This window comes from Streptococcus sp. ALY_211, assembly GCF_058314555.1.
Window position 1 is genome coordinate 19021 of the sequence record NZ_JBZFUN010000008.1, and the last position, 20200, is coordinate 39220.

General features: G+C 44.3%; 12 protein-coding genes and 1 pseudogene. 4 read left to right on the forward strand and 9 right to left on the reverse strand.

All coding sequences use genetic code 11. The annotated features are described in order from the left end of the window. Positions 1–57 precede the first annotated feature (57 nt). From AC4HAJ_RS07020 to gtfA, 4 genes and pseudogenes are all read right to left on the reverse strand, one after another. The gene (locus AC4HAJ_RS07020; protein ID WP_491079458.1) at positions 58–669 is read right to left on the reverse strand and encodes a DUF805 domain-containing protein; all 612 of its coding nucleotides are present in this window, start codon (positions 667–669) and stop codon (positions 58–60) included. A gap of 67 nt (positions 670–736) precedes the next feature. Beyond that, positions 737–1600: a DUF805 domain-containing protein gene (locus tag AC4HAJ_RS07025; protein WP_491079459.1), complete on the reverse strand. Its 864-nt coding sequence runs from the start codon at positions 1598–1600 to the stop codon at positions 737–739. Positions 1601–1759: 159 nt separating this feature from the next. After that, positions 1760–3079: pseudogene (gene gtfB / locus AC4HAJ_RS07030) on the reverse strand (accessory Sec system glycosylation chaperone GtfB); the annotation flags it as partial. Then, positions 3072–4583: an accessory Sec system glycosyltransferase GtfA gene (gtfA, locus tag AC4HAJ_RS07035; protein WP_491079460.1), complete on the reverse strand. Its 1512-nt coding sequence runs from the start codon at positions 4581–4583 to the stop codon at positions 3072–3074. The pseudogene gtfB and the gene gtfA, both read right to left, overlap by 8 nt. Before the next feature lie 302 nt (positions 4584–4885). Between gtfA and AC4HAJ_RS07040 the strand changes: the two genes are divergently transcribed. The 3 genes from AC4HAJ_RS07040 to AC4HAJ_RS07050 all read left to right on the forward strand — a co-directional run bounded on the left by AC4HAJ_RS07040 (position 4886) and on the right by AC4HAJ_RS07050 (position 8898). Then, a complete protein-coding gene (locus AC4HAJ_RS07040; protein WP_491079461.1) occupies positions 4886–5653 on the forward strand; it encodes an epoxyqueuosine reductase QueH in 768 nt (255 codons plus the stop codon). 477 nt (positions 5654–6130) lie between these two features. Further along, entirely contained in the window at positions 6131–8095 is a 1965-nt protein-coding gene (locus tag AC4HAJ_RS07045; protein ID WP_491079462.1) for an ABC transporter substrate binding protein, read from the forward strand. Next, positions 8095–8898, forward strand: coding sequence for an ABC transporter ATP-binding protein (locus AC4HAJ_RS07050; RefSeq protein ID WP_491079463.1), 804 nt, complete (start codon positions 8095–8097; stop codon positions 8896–8898). The genes AC4HAJ_RS07045 and AC4HAJ_RS07050 overlap by 1 nt, the downstream gene beginning before the upstream one ends. A gap of 51 nt (positions 8899–8949) precedes the next feature. On the opposite strand, the gene addA is transcribed toward AC4HAJ_RS07050, so the two are convergent. The 3 genes from addA to AC4HAJ_RS07065 form a co-directional block, all read right to left on the reverse strand. Next, on the reverse strand, positions 8950–12627 hold the full coding sequence (addA, locus tag AC4HAJ_RS07055) for a helicase-exonuclease AddAB subunit AddA (protein ID WP_491079464.1): 3678 nt from the start codon (positions 12625–12627) through the stop codon (positions 8950–8952). After that, positions 12620–15964 (reverse strand): ATP-dependent nuclease subunit B, encoded by a 3345-nt coding sequence (gene rexB, locus AC4HAJ_RS07060; protein WP_491079465.1) that lies wholly within the window; start codon positions 15962–15964, stop codon positions 12620–12622. Before rexB ends, addA begins: the two co-directional genes overlap by 8 nt. A 114-nt stretch (positions 15965–16078) precedes the next feature. Then, positions 16079–16600, reverse strand: coding sequence for a YbhB/YbcL family Raf kinase inhibitor-like protein (locus tag AC4HAJ_RS07065; RefSeq protein WP_491079497.1), 522 nt, complete (start codon positions 16598–16600; stop codon positions 16079–16081). 108 nt (positions 16601–16708) lie between these two features. Here AC4HAJ_RS07065 and AC4HAJ_RS07070 point away from each other — a divergent pair, with 108 nt between their 5' ends. Next, positions 16709–17590: a LysR family transcriptional regulator gene (locus AC4HAJ_RS07070; protein WP_491079466.1), complete on the forward strand. Its 882-nt coding sequence runs from the start codon at positions 16709–16711 to the stop codon at positions 17588–17590. 203 nt (positions 17591–17793) lie between these two features. On the opposite strand, the gene AC4HAJ_RS07075 is transcribed toward AC4HAJ_RS07070, so the two are convergent. Next, positions 17794–19392: a permease-like membrane multi-spanning protein gene (locus AC4HAJ_RS07075; RefSeq protein WP_491079467.1), complete on the reverse strand. Its 1599-nt coding sequence runs from the start codon at positions 19390–19392 to the stop codon at positions 17794–17796. Then, positions 19393–20127, reverse strand: a complete 735-nt coding sequence (locus AC4HAJ_RS07080; protein ID WP_491079468.1) for an ABC transporter ATP-binding protein — start codon at positions 20125–20127, stop codon at positions 19393–19395. Positions 20128–20200 lie beyond the last annotated feature (73 nt).

Genomic DNA, 20200 nt, shown 5'->3' on the forward strand with positions numbered 1-20200 from the left:
CAGAGACTGACTACAAAAAAGAGAATCAAGATGATTCTCTCCTAACTTATTATGATATTATTGCCAAGGAGTCTCCGAAAATTCTGGAGCTTGTGAGGCTGGTTCAGGTGAGGCTTGTGAAACATTTGTTGCCTGAGCTGGATTAGAGTAAACTGGCTGCTGGGGCTGTCCTGGATTAGCAAATCCTTGCTGCGGTGCTTGCCCTGGAGCAACACCAGGTTGACCTGGCATAGGCGCTCCTGGATAAGGATAGCCTGGGTACTGACCATAGGTTGGATACTTTGATGGCATACAGTATAAGACCAGAAGGACTATAGATCCAACGTAATTCACATATGGAATAACTTCCAAGAATATGAATGCCCAGTGATAACCACCGTCACGAAGGCGACGAACTTGGATAGCAATATTTGGAATAAAAGTGGCAAATATGTAAATGAGGTATAAAAGACCAGTAATCAACATCCAAGATAATGCAGTGGTACTAGGTGAACCTAGTCCAGACTCTGATCCCAGTCCAGAAAACAATAAACCAGGTATAAATATTAACACAACGAATAGAATGTGGATAATAACATTAGCAAGTACAACCCACCAGTAATCCGAGCGGCTTGAACGTCCTGTGAAGTCAGCATAGTTTTTCCAAAATTTTTTATAAGCTTCGATCATTTTAAAATTCCTTTGTCAAATTGTTATTAATATAAGAGCGATCAGCCAAAGTAAGGGCTAAGCACTATTATGCTTGCGGTGACTGAGATGGGGGAACAGGGGCGCCTTGTCCTTGTGCGCCAGGCATTTGAGTCTGAGCTGGCTGTTGCCCTTGCTGAGGTGGGTAGGACTGAGGCATTCCCTGATTAAACGGTGGATATGGTGGCTGAGTCCTTCCTTGATCAGGATAGACTTGCTGTTGAGGTTGCCCTGGATTGGTAAAGCCTGCTTGTCCTTGTGCTTCTGGCGGTACTGGCGCACCTGCTTGATTAGGATAAGGCATTTGTGGGGCTGGACCGGCTGGATAGCCTCCCGGATAAGGGCCTGGACCATACATTCCTTGAGCATAAGGTGGGATAACAGGTTGAGGCGGATTAATCAAATTACCGTCCTCATCCTTTGAAGGTTGGCAGCAAAGAATGATCATGATGAGATTCGTCAGAAAGGCAAAGAACCACAGCGAGAAACGAAAGATCCCTGTCTGGATACCGATTTCAGTCCCATCAAAAGGTGCCAGCTTGCTAGTGGAGACGGCTAGGACAATCCCAAAAATATTGTAAATAATGAGCAGCAAAGTCGGCATAGCGGTGATCACAATCAATCCCCACTCCAGATGGGCATCGCGTAAACGTCTAGCGGTTAGGGCAAAATAAGGCCAGAAGTTCACCAGAACCCAGATCAATAAGACAATACGGCTAAAAATGGTGATAGAAAAGTCACTGCCCCCAGCATCACCTGACATGGCTGACATCACCTTGACCAACTGGATCAAAAAGAGCCAGGACACCCAAACCAAAGCGTTAAACATGATGACGTACCAGTACTGATTTCGATCTGATTTTCCTTTAAAATTAGAAAAGTTTTGCCAATAATCTTTATAGGCACTAAACATAATAAATCTCCTCAATAATTAAGATTTCTTTTAGGATAACATAATTTTCAGGTCTTTTCAATTTACATTTAAATAAGCTCTGCTATCACAACTGTTTCCTAGCTTGATCATACATAAAGTAAAAGAGTAAGTGATTTTATTCCTCTTCCTTAGCTTTTAGCCCAATTCTCTTTGATAATCTATAGCTTGCGCTAGATTGGCAGCCTTATCTTGAGCAGTTAAATCTAAGGTTGTCGCTGCTGGATTACCCAGGACATTCTTGAGCTTATCATGTAGTCCTGCGTAATCTTTCAGGTCAAAGAAATGCTCTGGTGCACAGTAGCGAGGATTGTGCATGCGTTCTTTAAACCCTAAGATTAGCTGACGACTCTCAAAAGCTGTGCGGATAGCATTGAGGATTTCATTGCCTTGATTGATATCCAAGTAAATATCACAACGGCCATAGAGCTGTAGAACCGTCTGGTTGGTTACATTTGGATAGAGGTGGACATTTTCGTAACGTCCAAGACTGGTCAATTTGCTGGACATCTCTGTAATAGCTGCGATATGTAGGGTCATCTCAGGAAAATCTTCAATGATATTTTCCACATAAGATAGCTGATCCGAATTGGTCAAAATCAAGGCTTCCTTATGGGATTGATTTTCCTTGCGGAATGGATATAAGAGTCCTACATAGCTAAAGAGATCACGATATTGTGGCTCTATCAAGCTGACGATACGCTTATAGGTTTGACGATTTTGCACGATAATTTTAGTTGGGCGAAGGCCTTCTTCCTCAAGGAGCAAGCGCATATTATCAGGGATCTGATCACCGATTGGTTCCTGCCAAAAGAGTACATCGCTTCCTGGTAAACTGAGCTGACGCTTGACCTGAAAAGCTAGCCCCAAAGAGTTGAACAAGATACGATCCAGATCGTAGCCTGAAGCTTGAATATAGTAAGCCACAAAATCAGCCCTAGATTTGAAAATGTAAATCCGTCCGTCATGGTCTAAGACCAGATCACCCGTCACATAATTCTCAACCAAGACTTCCCTACCTTCTTTGTTATAGTAGGATTTTTGCACAGGATGTTCCTGGGCATCAAATATCGTTTGTGCAAAGCGATAGCCATATTTATTATAGTGATCTGTACTGCGTACTTTACCTTGATTATCTAGCCAATCAACAGTCTGGACAAAGCGGTTATGCTTATTTTTGGCGTAGTGAATGGTTGCTCGCTTTTTATCAAGGTCAAAGATCTCAGCGTTACTGTTGCTTCCTTTGATTTCCCAAAATTTGGGAATGGGCACTTCATTGAAGTGAAGCGGCTTGCCCTGCACTTGGATAAATCCTGTGAAAAAGAGGAAGGGAGAGGTAACATCATCTGGTAAAAAACCGTCATCATTGATAGAAATCGTAACATTTTGATAGCCTGATAAGATGAGCGAATAATGCAAATCCCAGCTATCTTGCGTGTAATTGTCAAATAAATTAATCATTGCGCAACTCCTTAATCAACTGCCGCCATCTGTCCTCAACATTTTCCGCTAAATAATTCTCTGCAATGCTGTAGGAGCTTCGATGCATGCTCTCTAAGTCATCACTGGAGAAGATTTGGACAATCTTCTGACTCAAATGATTGACGATATCCTGGTCAGTATCAAAATCATTGAGGGGGACAAGGTAGCCGTTTTCTCCATCATGGATAAAGTTTTGATTTCCGTAGCGGACATCAAATCCTATCAGAGGCAGACCAGATCCTACTGCTTCCATAAGTGTCAGGCCAAAGCCCTCACTTTTAGAGGCTGAGAGATAGACTTGGTGGTGCATGTAAGTATCTGTCAGATCCTGGTGGCCCAGCAGTTGGATATAGCCAGAAGCCCCCTGCTCATCGATCAATGCTCTGATTTTTTCTTCTTCGCTACCAGACCCATAGATGTCAAAGTTGAGCTGTGGAATTTCTTTGCGGGCTTCTACAACAGCCTGTACCAACCAATCGACATGCTTTTCAGTTGCCAGGCGGGAAGCTGTCATGACAGAGAAGGGAATCCGATTGCTCATGGGCCTCTTCAAGGTGTCTAGGCTCCCCACCGGGATAGTCACAATGCGGGGCTGAATATGCTTGTAGGTCATAAACTGCTCAGCTAAGATATTTCTCTGTGTATCTGTCGCAACGATAAAGGCATCTACGCTATCAGCATTGGTAAATTGGAAATCATAGTAGTTATTCCAGAGAATATTTTGAGCTGTGGTGCTGTTGGCGCTGAAGTGCTCAGCATGGACAACCACGGCTAACTTGGCTGGCTTGACATGGCGAAAGACTGCTGGCCCCACACCGGTCGAGCGGTCCAGAATAACGACATCTTCTTCTTTGAGCGCCAGCAATTCCATATAATAGCCGATCAGCTCTTCTCTAGAAAAGAGAATCTTGTGCGGAAAGCGATAAAAAGGCTGGTCGCCATCAGTGATCTCATCATAGGCAACACTGCCATCACTATTATAAAAGGTTCGCTTGTAGAGCTTAGCCGCATTATCCTTAGGCGCATAGAACTCTGTAAAGGTCAGTGTTTTGCCATTATTGTAGAAGTCTTTGCGAACTAGATTACCATTTGAGACAAACTCTATACGGTGGATATGCCCTCTGTCATAACGGCAGTAATAGGCAGTCGCAAAGTCACGGTCGCTAAAATAAAAACGAATCAGACGCTCTTCGTAATCGATATTGGTGATGTCTCGAGTAAACTGAGCTTTTAAGTCATCTACCGTAAAAGTTGTCGGTGAGGGCTTTTGGTCTGTGAAAGCCATGTAGAGCCAAATAATCTGATCATCATCAAAGCCAATATTTCTGGCCATATCGATGATATTATCCTGACTAAAGAAGTCCACAAAGATAAACTTGGAGTGAATCCCAAGATTTCTGAATACACGGGAACGATAAGCCTGAGCATACTCTACCCCACTGGAGGCCCAACCCAGTCCCAAATTGATATTATAAACTGTCATGGTTCTTTCTTTCTAGTGTGTTGTTTTTTCTAATCATTGAGCCCAATCTGCCTAGAGATGACCCAATTTTCCACTTCTCATCATACCATAAAAACGACCTTAAGGGCTAGGACCAACTAGCAAATTAAAGGAGTTGTCAGAGAGAAGCTATTTGCCTGTTATTTTTCTTACCTAGCTCGCTTTAGTTTTAGAGCTTTCAAGAGAAAAATTAGGATATTTGCGATTGGCTAGCTCGCTCTCCTAGACTAGTCGTCTCTAGCAATTTATGATAAACTGTAAGCAAGAAAGCTGAGGATTACCTTATGATTGATAGTCAAGACATCTTAGCAAAAATGAATCCCAATCAAAAAATCAATTATGATCGTGTCATGCAAAAAATGGTTACCAACTGGCAGGATCAAGGATTGAGACCAAAGATACTCATGCACGTCTGCTGCGCTCCTTGCAGCACCTACACCTTGGAGTATCTGAGCCAATGGGCAGATATCACGGTTTATTTTGCCAATTCCAATATTCATCCCAAGGCAGAATACCAAAGGCGCCAATATGTGGTTAAGAAATTTATTCATGATTTCAACGAAAACACTGGGCAGGCTGTCCAATTTCTGGGGGCTCCCTATGTTCCTAATGAGTTTTTCCGGACTGTTCACGGGTTAGAAAATGAGCCCGAAGGCGGAGACCGCTGCCGCGTCTGCTACGACTACCGCTTGGATAAAACGGCTGAAAAGGCTGTGGAGCTGGGGTTTGATTATTTTGGCAGTGCCCTAACCATCAGTCCTCACAAGAACTCCCAAACCATCAACGCTGTTGGACTTGATGTGCAAAAGATTTATGATACCCAGTATCTTCCAAGCGATTTCAAGAAAAACCAGGGTTACCAACGCTCTGTAGAGATGTGCAAGGAATACGATATCTACCGACAATGCTACTGTGGCTGTGTCTTTGCTGCCAAGGCTCAAGGGGTCGATCTAGTGCAGATCAAAAAAGATGCTCAAGCCTTTATGGAAGGTAAGTCGATCGATAAGGATTACGCACAGATCCACTTCACCTTTAATGGAAAGGAAGTCTAGCGGTTGAGACAAGTTCTCGCCTCTTTTATAAAGCTATTTGAAATTTATCTATCTGATTGTCTTTTGGTGGAGAAACCGCAGAGCTTACCTGAATTTTCTGAAAATAGCTTGACAAATGAGACAAATAAACATAGAATAAGGGTAATGTAAACGAAAGGGGACAGAGAAGACATGATCCATACGTCTTTTGGGAATCATAGAGTGCATAACTTTTATTACTTTAGTTTCTTTAGATAGACGTTTGTAGCTCTTGAGATGCAAACGTCCTGACACATGTTTGTATCTATGAAGCTAGAGGTTTTTTCTGTCGAACAGCTGAGTAGATAACACTTATCTAACTTCGCTGTTGGAGGCTGATACCTAAGGGGAAAGCTGATAAAAAGAGCCAGTTAGATGAGCCTGTCTAACTGGTTTTTTGTTTACTTGATTTAGGAGAGGGATCAACTAAGTCCATCAACATCTTAAAAGGAGTCTCACATGAAGAAATTCAGTGCTATCATGTTTATCCTCGCACTCGGTTTGCTAACACTGGCTGCCTGTGGCAAGCAGGATAAATCTAAGGAAGCGGTCCATATCGGGATCCTGCAGTATGTCGAGCACCCATCTTTGAGTGCTACCCGCAAGGGATTTGTCAAAGAGCTCAAAGACCAGGGGTATCGTGAAGGTAGGGACTATGTCATTGATTTTGAAAATGCTCAGGGCGATCAATCCAATCTACAGACCTTATCGCAATCGCTGATTGATGATAATGATATTGTCCTTGGGATTGCGACACCAGCTGCCCAATCACTAGCCAATACCTCTAAGGATACACCGATCCTCTTTACAGCGGTGACTGATCCTGTCTCAGCCAAGTTGGTCAAGTCCATGGACAAGGTGGGGGGCATCGCTACAGGGACTAGCGATCTATCGCCGATCGATGAACAAGTCAAGCTCCTCAAAAAGGTCATGCCCGACGTCAAAAAAGTCGGTATCATGTATACAACCAATGAGCGTAACTCAGAAGTTCAAGTCGATCAGGCTAAGAAAGTCTTCAAAAGAGAAGGTATTCAGACGGTCGTCAAGGGTATCTCCTCAACAAATGATGTCCAAGATACGACTAAGAGTCTGATGAATCAGACTGAAGCGGTCTTTATCCCAACCGATAATACTATCGTCAGCTCCATTTCCCTAGTAACGGATCTTTCAAAAGAAACGGGCGTTCCAGTGGTTGGAGGATCTGCTGATATTGTTGATAAAGGTGTGCTCTTCACCTATGGAGCTAACTACCAAGCACTCGGTCAGCAAACAGCTAAGCAGGCTATCCGCATCTTACAGGGGGAAAAGGTCTCTGGCGTTGCAGCTGAGTATCCAGAAACCCTAGATGTTGTTGTCAACAAGGATATGGCAAAAACATTGGATATTGATCTATCCGCTATTGAAAACCAAGCTAGCAAGCAAGGGAAGTCAGCATCTGATAAAATCATCGCCCAGCATAAAAAAGCTGGTAAGACAGCCTTAAAGGCACCAGCATCTAAGCAAAAATCAGGAAGCAATGGCCTGAGCAATGTTATCCTTTCTGCTATGGCTCAAGGACTGCTCTGGGCTATCATGGCTATTGGGGTCTTCATTACCTTCCGCATCCTTGATATTGCTGACTTGACAGCAGAAGGGTCTTTCCCTCTTGGTGCTGCTGCTACGGCTATTCTCATCGTTAAAGGTGCTGATCCTTTCCTTGCAACACTAGGTGGTTTCATAGCAGGGATGGTTGCTGGAGCTGTATCTGGTTTCCTCCATACGAAGATGAAGATTCCTGCCTTGCTAGCTGGAATTATCACCCTGACGGGGCTTTACTCGATCAATCTCCTGGTGTTGGGTGGTACTGCCAACCTCTCTCTTTCTGGTAAAACGACCTTAGTCACTATGGTGACTGGTCTTGGTCTGTCTAAGGTGGTTGGTGTCATCTTACTGGGCTTGATCTTTGTCGCTTTAGTTATCGGACTCTTAGTCGTCATGATGAATACGCAGATCGGACTGGCCCTGCGTGCTACGGGTGACAACCTAGCTATGGGGGAAGCTAATGGTATCAAGGTCGATCGTATGAAGATCTTGGGTTATATGATTTCTAACGGACTCATTGCCCTTTCAGGATCTCTACTTGCTCAAAACAATGGCTATGCTGATATGAATATGGGGACTGGTACTATCGTCAATGGTCTGGCTGCCATTATTCTGGCTGAGGTGATCGTCAAATACTTGCCACTTGGTAAGCGTTTGGGCTCTATTATCGCTGGTTCTATTATCTATCGCTTGGTCTTGGTTATCATTTTAGCTATGAATGTCGATGCCCAGCTATTGAAGCTAGCTTCTGCTATCTTCCTAGCCGTGATTCTGTATGTCCCAGAAATCCGCTCAAAATTAGCTATCAAACCTAATAAAACATTGACAGGAGGTAAACACTAATGGCTCTACTTAGTCTACAAGGCATTCATAAGACCTTTGAAAAAGGTACCGTCAATGAAAATCATGTCCTCAAGGGGCTGGACTTGGCTATCGATCAGGGAGACTTTATCTCTGTCATCGGGGGTAATGGAGCAGGTAAATCAACGCTCATGAACTCTATCGCTGGTGTCCTCAGTGTCGATGAAGGAGACATTCTCCTCGAGGGACAATCCATCAAGAAGCAGTCTGTCGATGAACGGGCTAAGCATATCAGCCGCGTCTTTCAGGATCCTCGGATGGGAACAGCGACCAACCTTAGCATCGAGGAAAATATGGCTGTTGCCTACCGCCGTGGTAAAAAGCGTAGCTTCTTCAAACCCTCTATCACTGAGAGTGAACGGCAGATTTTTACAGAGGCTCTCAAGGATCTGGGATTAGGATTAGAGGAGCGAATGAAGACCGATGCTAACTTTCTCTCAGGGGGGCAACGTCAAGCACTCACCCTTGCCATGGCGACTTTGGTGAGACCTAAGGTTCTGCTGCTGGATGAGCACACGGCGGCTCTGGATCCTAAAACCAGTGATATGGTCATGACCCTGACCCGTAAAATCGTCGAAGAGCATCAACTCACCACCCTCATGATCACCCACAATATGGAGCATGCCATCCAGTACGGCAATCGTCTCGTCATGCTCTATCAAGGGAAGATCGTTGTCGATATTAAAGGGGAAGACAAGAAAAATCTCACTGTCCAAGAACTTCTCGATCTCTTCCATAAAAATAGTGGACAAGTACTCAATGATGATGCACTCATTTTAGGCTAGTTTATAAAAATAAGTCCGAAGACTAATCATCTTCGGACTTATTTATTTTCCTTATGGGACTTGCACTACTCTAACGTCCGTCTGTCCTAGTAAAATCAGGTACTTATCAATTTTTGTGATGGCATAGGATTGCTGGAGCGCTTTCGCGTAAAGCGCCATTTGATCTTGATAGCGATTGACGAGATCTTGGGGGTCTTGGTAGCGATCGGTCTTATAGTCAAAAAGGACAATACGATCTTGGTAAGGAATGAAACCATCAACAATCCCCCGGATGACCGTCTGCTCACCGGACGCTGGATCCGTATACAGCATAGCAAAGGGTGCCTCTCTGACAAGCTTGTCAGCCTGACTGATCAGCTCTCGTCCCAGCGCCTGATCGGTAAAGAAGCTCAGGATCTTTGGCAGATCGATCTTAGCTTTCACACCAGGATCAGCATCGACCTGATCTAAGGCTTGCTCTAGGTCTGAGATACTGAGGTCTTCTCTCAAGGGCAGGCGTTGCATGAGCTCATGGGTCGCTGAGCCTATGGCGGAGGCTGAAATCTTGTCTGCCTTCTCAAAGCTAGGCAGGGCAAAATCTGTCTGGGTCACTCGCTTCTCCATGATATCCAAGCCATCGTCCTCTAAAATGGGCTGGTGGAACTTTTTAATCTGACTAGGTGTCCGGACGGTTGGCAATGTAATGGCTGCTTGATAGCTCTGGTTGAGAGTCTCAACTGCTTCTAGGGCTGCGAGAGCTTGACTGATACGATCGGACTGGCGATTGTCCTCAAGGTCATCAGCCTGAATAGCAAGTGTCTCGCTCACTTCTCCTAGATCTGTCAGCTCGGTTGCACTGATAAAGGTGACATCAAAGGCTAGGTCAGCTTCTGGGAAGTTTTGAGACAGGGCTAAGATCCAATCTTGGAAGCTAGTCCAGCTTTCCCGTCCTGCTGTCGCCAATCGCTCTTGACTACGATTGCCTTTATATTTGTCTGTTAGGCTTGCTTGACTGCCTTTGCCGATCAGATACAGCTTGGTCTCAGCCCTGGTCATGGCTACGTAGAGGAGGCGCATCTCCTCAGAAAGGGCCGCTCGGTGGAGGCGACGCTTATTGATGAGATAGGGGAGCGTATCCATACTGAGTCTGACATGAGGGAGGGCAGCCTGAGGAAAGCGATCAGCCACATCGGCTGTGTATTTGATACCGATACCGGACTGGCGGTCTAGGATTAGACGAGCAGATTCATCAGCCTTGTTAAAGGTCTTGTCCAGATTGAGAATAAAGACATAAGGGAATTCTAGTCCCTTACTCTGGTGGATGGTCATGAGCTGGACGGCATCCTTAGGTAGGGCGACATCAACATCAGCTAGATCATTATCGGTAGCGATCATACGGTCGATCATACGGATAAAACGTGGTAAGCCCTTAAAGCCTGTCTGTTCAAACTGATGCGCCCGAAGGGTAAGAGCGTAGAGATTGGCCTGACGCTGCTGACCATTGATCAGGCTGCCAGCATAGTCATAGTAAAAGCGATCACGATAGATCTGCCAGATCAGATCATGGAGACTGCTGGTCTTTGCCATGGTGCGCCAGTTGTTCAGAAAGGTCTGGAAACTGGTCAGACTCTGGTGGAGCTCAGTTGTTATCAGCTCTGGATGTTGACCAGAGCGCTCTAGGGCTAAGAGCAGCTTATCATAAAAATTTCCATGCTGCTGCTGGAGGGAAATCCTAGTCAGAGCATCTTCGCCAAAATGAAACATGGGAGATTTCATCAGTGCAATCAAGGATTCATCACGAAGGGGATTATTGATAGCTCGTAAGGTATCCATCATAATCATAATCTCTAAAGACTTGAGATAGTGCCCTTGGGTGTCCTCTGTTGCAATAGGAATCCCGTACTTGGCAAAAGCATCCAAGATAATGTCATTTCGGGTCCGTGTCTCGACGAGCAAGGTCATCTCATCAAAGGGTACTCCTTCTTCTTTGTGCAGTCTCAGTATTTCCTTGACGACAATTAATACCTCGCCTGCACTAAGATCAGCTTGATCCCCCTCTTCTAAGTCTGCTTGGCTGTCCTCATTATAGAGCCAGACCTGCATGCGATTGTCTGGCTGGGGCTGACGTTTTTGGGCGTTACCAGCCAGCAATAGATGCGTTTCATCATAGTCGATCTCCCCCATCTCTCGATCCATAAGGCGGGTAAAGACCGCATTAGTAGCCTCTAAAACTTCGATATGACTGCGGAAATTCTCCTTGAGCAAAATCAGAAGGCCCTGAGACTTTTCAGGATCAAAGGTCGCTACCTGATCGAAGGCTTCAAGCTTGCCTCTAAAGATCATAGGATCAGCCTGGCGGAAGCGATAGATCGACTGCTTGATATCACCTACCATGAAGCGATTGTGACCATTGGATAGAAGATCCAGCAGACGCTCTTGCATTTGGTTGTTATCCTGGTATTCATCGACCATGACCTCATGGTATCTAGACGCATAGAGCTGACGGATCTGTGCATCTCCCTCCAAGATCTCAATAGCTAGGTGGGCGATGTCTGTAAATTCAAAAGCACTCTCTTGCTTCTTACGCTCCAAGTATTGCTCAGAGAAGTCCAGTAGGAATTGCTTGAGGACCTCTAAGATCGGTAGAGCCTGAGCTTGGTAGATTTTCAAGAGGGCAACCGTTCTTAGATCTGAGGCTAAGTTTAAGAGAGGCTCTAGATGTTTTTTTCTCTCACTATTATAGGCTGAGGCAAACTCTTTTAGCAGGGGATCCTTGCTAGCACCGATGCGCATGGTCACGTGAGAACTGAGTTCTGATATGGAGTCTAGCTGCTTGTTCAGCTGAGAAAGATCTGCGGTGAGATCAATGCCCTCTAGCAGGTCGACCAGATTATCAACCTTGTCCAGATATTTGTAGGTCTTTTGAAACTCCTGTCTAACCGTCGTGAGATGCTCACGGAAAAACTGGATCGCATCCTCCACGAGACGATTCAGGTCCTGCTCTTTAAAATGCGGGGCTAAAAAGTCTTGAACCTGCTGGTCGAAATCATGATGATAGCTGGACAGCATGGTTTCTTGGAGCCATTTTTGCGGATGAGCCGTCGATTGGCTAAAGCTGTACAAGGCATAGACTGCCTCACGAAAGCCTGAGGAATCTTTGCGGTTGCCAGTAAAGTTGCGTACTGTTTGCTGGAATAATTGAGCATTAGCTCCTTGCATATAGCTGGCAAAGAGATCTTGATAGACCTCTTCTTTGAGGCTTGCCTGCTCACTTGGATCGGTCATGATACGAAATTTAGGCGAGATGCCGAGGACATAGCCATAGGTCGCAACCAGACGCTGGGTGAAGGCATCCATGGTTCCGATATCAGCATTAGGCAGATCATTGAGCTGTTGAGACAGGTGCTGTTTGAGGGCCTGACTCTTGGTTTCAGTAAGCTCTGCTGTCAGCTTTTCTTCTAGGCGTTCTCTTAGTTCACCAGCTGCTTTGACCGTAAAGGTCGAGATGAAAAGCTGATTGATCCCTACACCACGCTTGATCATGTCGATAATGCGCTCGACCATGACAAAGGTCTTTCCTGAACCAGCCGATGCTGATACTAGGATATTGGTGCCATTGCGATAGATGGCATCGATCTGCTCAGGGGTTCTAGGCAGGCGCCCTTGGTCCTTGGCTAGCTTCTCCTCACTGGTCTTTAGGTGGGCGATCTCTTGGTCGCTCAAAAAGGCAGTCATCAGGGACTCAGTCATGGTGGTTGTCTCCTTTCTCGTGAGATAGTTTAGCCATCGTCTCATCACGCTTACCTGTCCATAGATGGCGGGCATAGGACAGGTGGCGATCAGCCTCAAAGCCGGTAATGTTGTTGAGCTGCTCACCTTGGACGCTGCGACCATCTGTGGTATAAGGATTGATGGCAAAGCGACCGGAGAGGATGGTTTTGGCAGCCTCTCGGTAGAGCTGTTTGGTATGATTGAGCAGGGCAGTCATCTCATCTGGGGTGAATTTTTTATCCTTTTGCTTGGTATTGTAATATTTCCCTAAATGATCGGTAGCTGCTGCTTCAAAAATCCCCTGATACTTAAATGATCGATCCCAGATCTCTAGCGTCTCATCAATCTGGTTGATAGCCGACCACTTGAGCTCTGGATCTTGCATATGAAGGTACATAGCACCGAAGACCTCCTGTTGGAAATCAGCTGGCATTTGGTCCTTTAAAGCTAGAATATAGGTCAAAAGCTGGGGCGTTAAGCCATTGTAAAAATCGACTAAGTTAAAGGTCTTATCTCCAGATTTGTAGTCCACAATTCCAATGCTATCTGCAAAACGCAGCTGGTCTACACGGTCAATCTGTCCTTTGATCAAAATGTGGCGCTTATCATCTATGGGTAACTGATAGTGGAAATTAAGCTCCAGCGCCTTGAGATAGTCTGGTGTCTCTTGCCAATCGTGATCTCCTAGATAATGCTTGGCTGTCTTTTTATCTAAGACTTGAACAGCTTCGTTTTTAGCCAAAATCTGACTCATACTACGGGCAATATCCAGCAGAATAGCTTGACTAAAGCGCCCTTCCTGGTCACTAGCATAGAGCTGCTGGTAGACCTCTTCTTGATTGACCTGTTGAATGGCCTCTTCTAAGCCTTGATCAAAATGCTCAGAGTCGCTGGCCTTGGCCATAGCCTTCTCAAAAATCTTGTGGAGGTAAACGCCATGATGTCGGAAGTCTGGATGAATAGACTCCTCCTCCTCAAGTCGTAAGACGTGTCGGAGAAAATAAGCGTACTGGTTATTATAAAAAGTTGTCAAGCTAGAAGCCGAGAGGGACAGGGGCTGGTCCTCTGGATAGAGAACCTCGAGGGCTTGCGGAGAAATCGGCTCAACCTTCAAGCTATTCGTGATACTAGGGATAATCATATCTTTTTCAGCTAGGCGCTTGCGCAGACGACGGACCATGACGGACCAGAAGGTCTGGCTAGCTTTGTCAATATCCTCACCCTGATAGAGCTGATTAGCTTCGATGACTTGAGATAAGAGGGCCTTGTAGGAGCCGAGATCCTCTGGAGTATCTGTGAATCTGATACTCTTTTTAACTTGGGGCTCGATTCCTAAGTTGATCAGATCCTGCAAATAAGGAGAGAATTGGTCTTTTGCTTCCTTAAAGATCTGCGGAGCTGATAATACCAGATGCTCAGTCGCTGCATTTAGCAGGGAGATCATGACAGAATGGTTTTTCTTGACATTGTCCTGGCTGGGCTGCTCTAGTCTCCCCGAGCTGGTCCTTAATTTCTCATTGAGCTCCAGACGCTCCTCATCTGTAATCAGACTTTGCGCACGAGATAGACGAGGGAAATTCCCTGCTGTTAGACCAATAGCATAGACATAGGGAGCTGTATGAGGTTCAATCAGCTCATAGTCCTTGATTGTAACGACATCTACAGTAGCTGGGACTGTGCGATAGTGGCTGGCCTGCATACCTGATTGAAGAATGGCTAGGAAGTCATCTAGTTTCAGGCTGGTCTTTGAAAAAATATTATGGAATTCCTCCAATAGGTCGCTAAAGGTCTTCCAAACCTGGTTCTCTTTTTCAAGCTCAGCCTCTGATTTCCCTTGAGCAAGTTTAGCCATGTTGGCTGGCAGATGAATCTCTTCTAAAAAGGGGATAAACTTATGGCTGAGCAGATTTTTTCCTTGCTGCTGGCGAGTTTTAAAGAGCTGACTAAGCGGTGTGATGATAGCTTGACGCAGGGCATTGAGGTGCTCAAGGTCATACTTATAGAGGGGAGTCCCATCCTCACTTGCACCATACTGGCTGTTAGCACTAAAGGGAGTGCTGAACTGAGCCAAGCCCTTGATGTCAGCATAAGTGATATACTGCTCAAACTTATCGATCTCATAGTCGGAAAAATCCTGATAGAGACCGCTCTTGAGCAAATTGATCAGGTCTTCGGCACGAAAATTATAGCGTTTGAGACGTTCCAAGCTTTCTACAAACAAGACTAAGGGGTGATGGTTCATCGGCTCTGACTGACCTAGATAGTAGGGAATCTCATACTGGTCAAAGACTTTTTCAATCTGGAGTTGGTAGGATTCCACATCTCCTAGCAGTACTAAAATATCCTTATAACGCACCCCTTGATTGAGTTTCTGGCGAATATTTCTAGCTACCTGCTCAATTTCCTCTTTTTGGCTGACAGTATCCCAAATGGTGATGGCAGACTTATCCTCCTTGCTCAGCGATGGCTGCTCAGCTGAAAAATCATATCTGGCTTCCAATGCTTGGGAGAGATGGGCTAGGCTGTCATTTTCGGACTGTCCTAGATAGTGGGCTCTTATCCCAAATTTAGCTTGCAGCCCCAGCAAAAACTCAACATTAGCTTGGTAGAGATTTCCATTTAAAAAATTTGAGCGATAGGCTTTTTGGCTGGCATAGGTCCCAATAATCACCTCAGCACCACGCTCGTGTAGGGCGGTGATCAGGGCTTCTTCTTCTGCTGAAAAGCGACTGAAACCATCGATGACTAGAACTAAGTTGCTCACTTCTCCATCGAGATCCCCTGCCTCTACATGCGTGAGAAATTGGGCTAGTTTGGTCTGCGACTCAAAACCTTCTTGGTTTAAGATCTCATAGAGGGCAGTAAAAATGGCCAAGAGATCTTGATATTTAAGGTCAGAAGATAGCCCTTCTAAGTCCATGATGGTCAGATTTGAGCGCTGCAGTTCCTTGTAAAGATCGACTAGCTGCGCCATAAAGCTGCTGTCCTTTTTGAGACTGCCGTAGATCTTGAGTTGACCATCGTCCAGCTGTGACAGCAGCCGATAAAAAAGCATACTGAGTCCGGTATCAGTGATGGGCTTTTTACTGTCAGTTCGATTGAGGACAAAATAGCGAGCTAGCTGGGCAAAGCGGGTAATGGTGATTGCAAAAGATGCGCCTTCAGGCAGACGAGATAAAACCCTGCGCTCCTTTTCAAAGGATAAGGAGTTGGGCGCAATATAAAAGACACGCTTTCCCGCTAAAGCATAGTCACGCGCCATATCTGCCAACTGATCAGTCAAGCGTTGACGAATATCTGTATAGACAAGTCTCATACAAAGCCTACTTTCTCTTGTATCATTGCTATTATTATAACATAGAAGCCCCAAAGCCTAGTGTAGCTTTGGGGGCTTTCTATATCTATTTTGCTTTGGATCTCCTTATGCCATTTAATCCTCATGCCGTCCTATAATATCTACTGTTGCTTCACCTAAGGTAATTGCTTTAATGGCATCTAAAAAATCATTATAATAAAACCCGTTTTTTAAATGCGTTTTTTGCGACAGTGCTACTACCCTTAGCTTATAGCGATGATCTTTATCCGGTGGTGTTGGGCCAACAAAGCCAGTCTCAATTTCAGAAAAGTCAGCTCCTAAGAGGGGACTTGAAAAGCTATTTTTCCCTTGAACGATCCTTGATTTATGGTCTCGGCTAAAATTTTCTGGAACCCTGTATGTTCTGCCTTGGACACTCACATCTGCTACTAGCCAGTGAATCCAAGGAAAAGAGCAAACTGGAACAGCATCGTAATCAATTAGTGAAAATGCTAAATAGTTACTGCCTTCCGGTATATCTTGGATCTCAAAGGGAAATGAACGTACAGGATTATCTTGACACATATCTGCTGTAGACGCATGTTTACCAAATCTTGGTGGCAAAATATTATCAGAAAATGGTGTGGTTATATACATCACGCTGTCCTCCTTTATCTATTTACCAGTATGGTATAATACTTTCTAGATTTTGACTATTTGGAAAAAATTTATAAATGATTAGGCATTTCATTAGGAGGGCAACAGATGACCTTAGACTGGTATTATACATTCTTAAGCTTAGCAAGACACTTGAACTATCACAAAGCCAGTCAAGAACTCTACCTAACAGAGCCCACTATCCACCAACAAATGAAAAAATTAGAGAAGCATTTACACGTTCGTTTATTTGATACTGTTGGTAAACAACTTGTCCTCACCACTACTGGTCAAGCTTTCATCCCTATAGCTAGTGAATTGATCCAAACCTATGAAAAAGGGCTAACCGATATTCGCCTCAAAGACCAAAACCTCAAGGAGCATATCACAATCGCTGCTTCTCCTTACATTGCTACTTATCTGCTAGCTAAATTTTTACCTACATTTTTCAAAGAAAATCCTGCTATCACCTTATCTGTCACAGTACTGCCTGATAAGATCGCACAAGCGGTCGAAGACGGGCAATTTGATATTGGTCTTGATCGGCAAGCTCCCTATACCACTAGGATTAGATCAGAGAAAATTTGCGAAGGAAAAATTGCCCTATTTTACCCTCAAAAGGCAGCCGACTTATCTGAAATCGAACTCTATCAAAACTACAAGATTCTCTGTGATAATCACCCTGTCTATTGGCAGGGTGTCAAGCAAGATATTTTAGAGCTCGTGCCAGAGGCACGCTTCACAGCTATATCAGATATTGCTGCAACTGAAACCTTGATTGCTATGGCAGAGGGTATCTCCTATATGCCCCTCTACCTAGCTAGAGACTTTAGCTCTGAGATCGCCTATAAAATCCCAGAAGCCATCCCAACCCCAGTCTCCTTTACCTATTTGATGAACCGAAAACAGTCCCAAGCTATTCAAGCCTTCACAGAACAGTTCACAGCCTTTATCGCTGGAGAGCAAAGCAAGATAGGTTTACTGACTTAACGATTAGCATGGCTAGTAGTTATAGGGGAGACATGCTTTTAAGGTAAGCATTATTCTGCTCAAAAACTACCAGAAATAGGTCATTTAACTATGAAGCAGTGAGGCTAAGTTGCCCTTGCTAATAGCTAATAACCGATCTGGTCAATCTAACAACAAAAAGGCAGGGATTCTATCCCTGCCTTATATAACTTCCTGATCATCAATCAGTTTAGTTTTTTCCAGAATTTACGGTAAATCATTGTTTGAAGTAAGGCTAATGCTAGTAAGCTGAGAATGACCAAAATCAAACTGACAGCTAAAGGATTGATGAACTCTGACAATAGAAATGCAAGAAGAACTAGCATAGCACCAATCAGTATATCTCCAAAAATGATTCCAGCCACTAACCACTGGCCAGCTCCACGATTGAAAAGCTGGGTAACATCTTGCCAGTTAAGCACTAACAGTCTATAATCACGGCTGTAATAAATTTGCCCGACCACAAAAGAGGTCAAAAGATAGGCCACAAGGAAACTGAGTGATAAGCCCAGTGATAGACCAGCCAACAAGCCAACCGCAAAAAGGACAAGAGCTGGCAAGCAAAACTGAGCTAGTGCCAAGACTAGATATTTTTGTCTCAGAAAGGACTTGAAATTAATAGGCAGGGCCTTAAGCATTGGATAGTCTTCCTTTTCCAAGGATAGAGCAACCCCTATAAAGCTTGTCGGCGTTGCTGACATCAAGCCTACGATGATCCCAATCAGCCAAACCATACCAAAATATACCAAAGGAATACGATCTAATCCTCCTTTTCCACTAGTCAAGGATGGAACTAATATCAAAAGAGGATAGAGCAAGGGGGACAAGTAGGTCTGGATGATCAAGGTACCATTTTGCAAGGTCGCTACATGATGACGAATCATCAGTTTGGTGAGCGTACTATCCTGATAGGTTTTTTTCTTGCGTCTGGAAGCCTGAGCAGCGCTACTATATATAGTTTCTTGATAGAATCTTGGAACCATTACCTTCACAAGGCAGATCAACAATAATAAGACTATCAAAAGAGGAAGATAGAAATGTAAAAGACTGTTGAGGCCAAACGGTTGCACGACAATATCATAAAAGCCTCTAAAATAGGGTAAGAGAGGGCTGTCACTGACAGCATTTTCCTGATAGTCGCTTGATTTAAAATTTAAAAAGAACCAGACCGCCAGCCAACCGACTGTTGTAATAATCATCAGGAGGCTCGAAAACAACTTGCGGCGAGAACTTCTAACAGCTAGACTCCCTATGAGATGGTTGAGAACCAAAGCAAGGGTAATACAACTAACAAATATGAGCGAAAAATTCAGCAAGGCTAGAATCAGCCCTAGGGGACCTATTATTTCCCAGTAGGCAATGCTGAGCAAAGCCAGTACGGGCACTAAAAACATGCTGCCCATTCCCAATGATGAGATGACCTTAGCCATATAAATTTCTGACTGTTTAATAGGTAGGGGGGCATAAAGGGCCAAATCCCTACTGTCATAGAAAATAGAATACATGGCCGAAAAAACATAGAAAAGGGCCATAATAAAGAAAGAGGCTAGGTATTGGTTAAAAACTCCTGGGTACTTCTGAAAGTTGACTCTGGAAAAATTGAGAAGGAAAATAAGTGTAAAGCCACCGATCAAAAGCAACTGCTGCCTAAGCATCAGCTTATAAGACGTATAGCTCTTATCTGGACGCTTTTCTCGCCTCTTTTTGATCTGTGTCATCGACTGCGGATTAGAATAGAGAATATTGATTTTCGTCAATTCCCATATCGTTGACCAAGACATCATCTACTCCTCCTCTTCCATATGACGACCAGCTATTTCTAGATAAATAGTCTCTAGATCCTTATTTGGATAATTCGCTCTAAGCTCTGCTAGGGTCCCTACAAAGATCAGCTCGCCTTGTTTAAGAATACCGATGCGGTCGCACAGCTGCTCAGCGACTTGGAGTACATGCGTTGAAAAAAGTACTGTTTTACCGCTAGCAGCATGCTTTTTCATCATCTCCTTAAGGTCAAAGGAAGCTTGGGGATCAAGCCCCGTCAGAGGTTCGTCCAAAATCCAAATATCTGGACGAACAACCAGCGCTCCTATAACAATGACCTTCTGACGCATCCCATGTGAAAAGCTGTCGATAATATCATCTTGTTGCTCAGTCAAATCAAATAACTGCGCTAATTCCGCAATCCGATCCTCTATCCGAGCAGGGGTCAAGCCATAGATTTTACCTAAAAAATGCCAATATTCCTTTGCAGAAAGGTTGAGAAAGATATCTGGCGAATCTGGGACATAGGCTATTTTACGCTTGATAGCGTCACGATTTTGCGACAAAAGATCACCATCTACTAATACATCTCCCTGACTGGCTTCAATGATAGAGGTTAAAATACTAATGGTTGTCGTTTTTCCTGCACCATTATGGCCGATCAGTCCAAAAATTTCACCATCTTCTATAGTTACATTCAAATCCTTCAAAGCTTCCTTATCGCCGTATACTTTTGATACATGCTGAAATTCAATCATATCAATCTCCTTTTGCCAAGATACTAACCCCATAAAACTAAATATTAGAGGAGCGTATCAAAACATCCTAAAT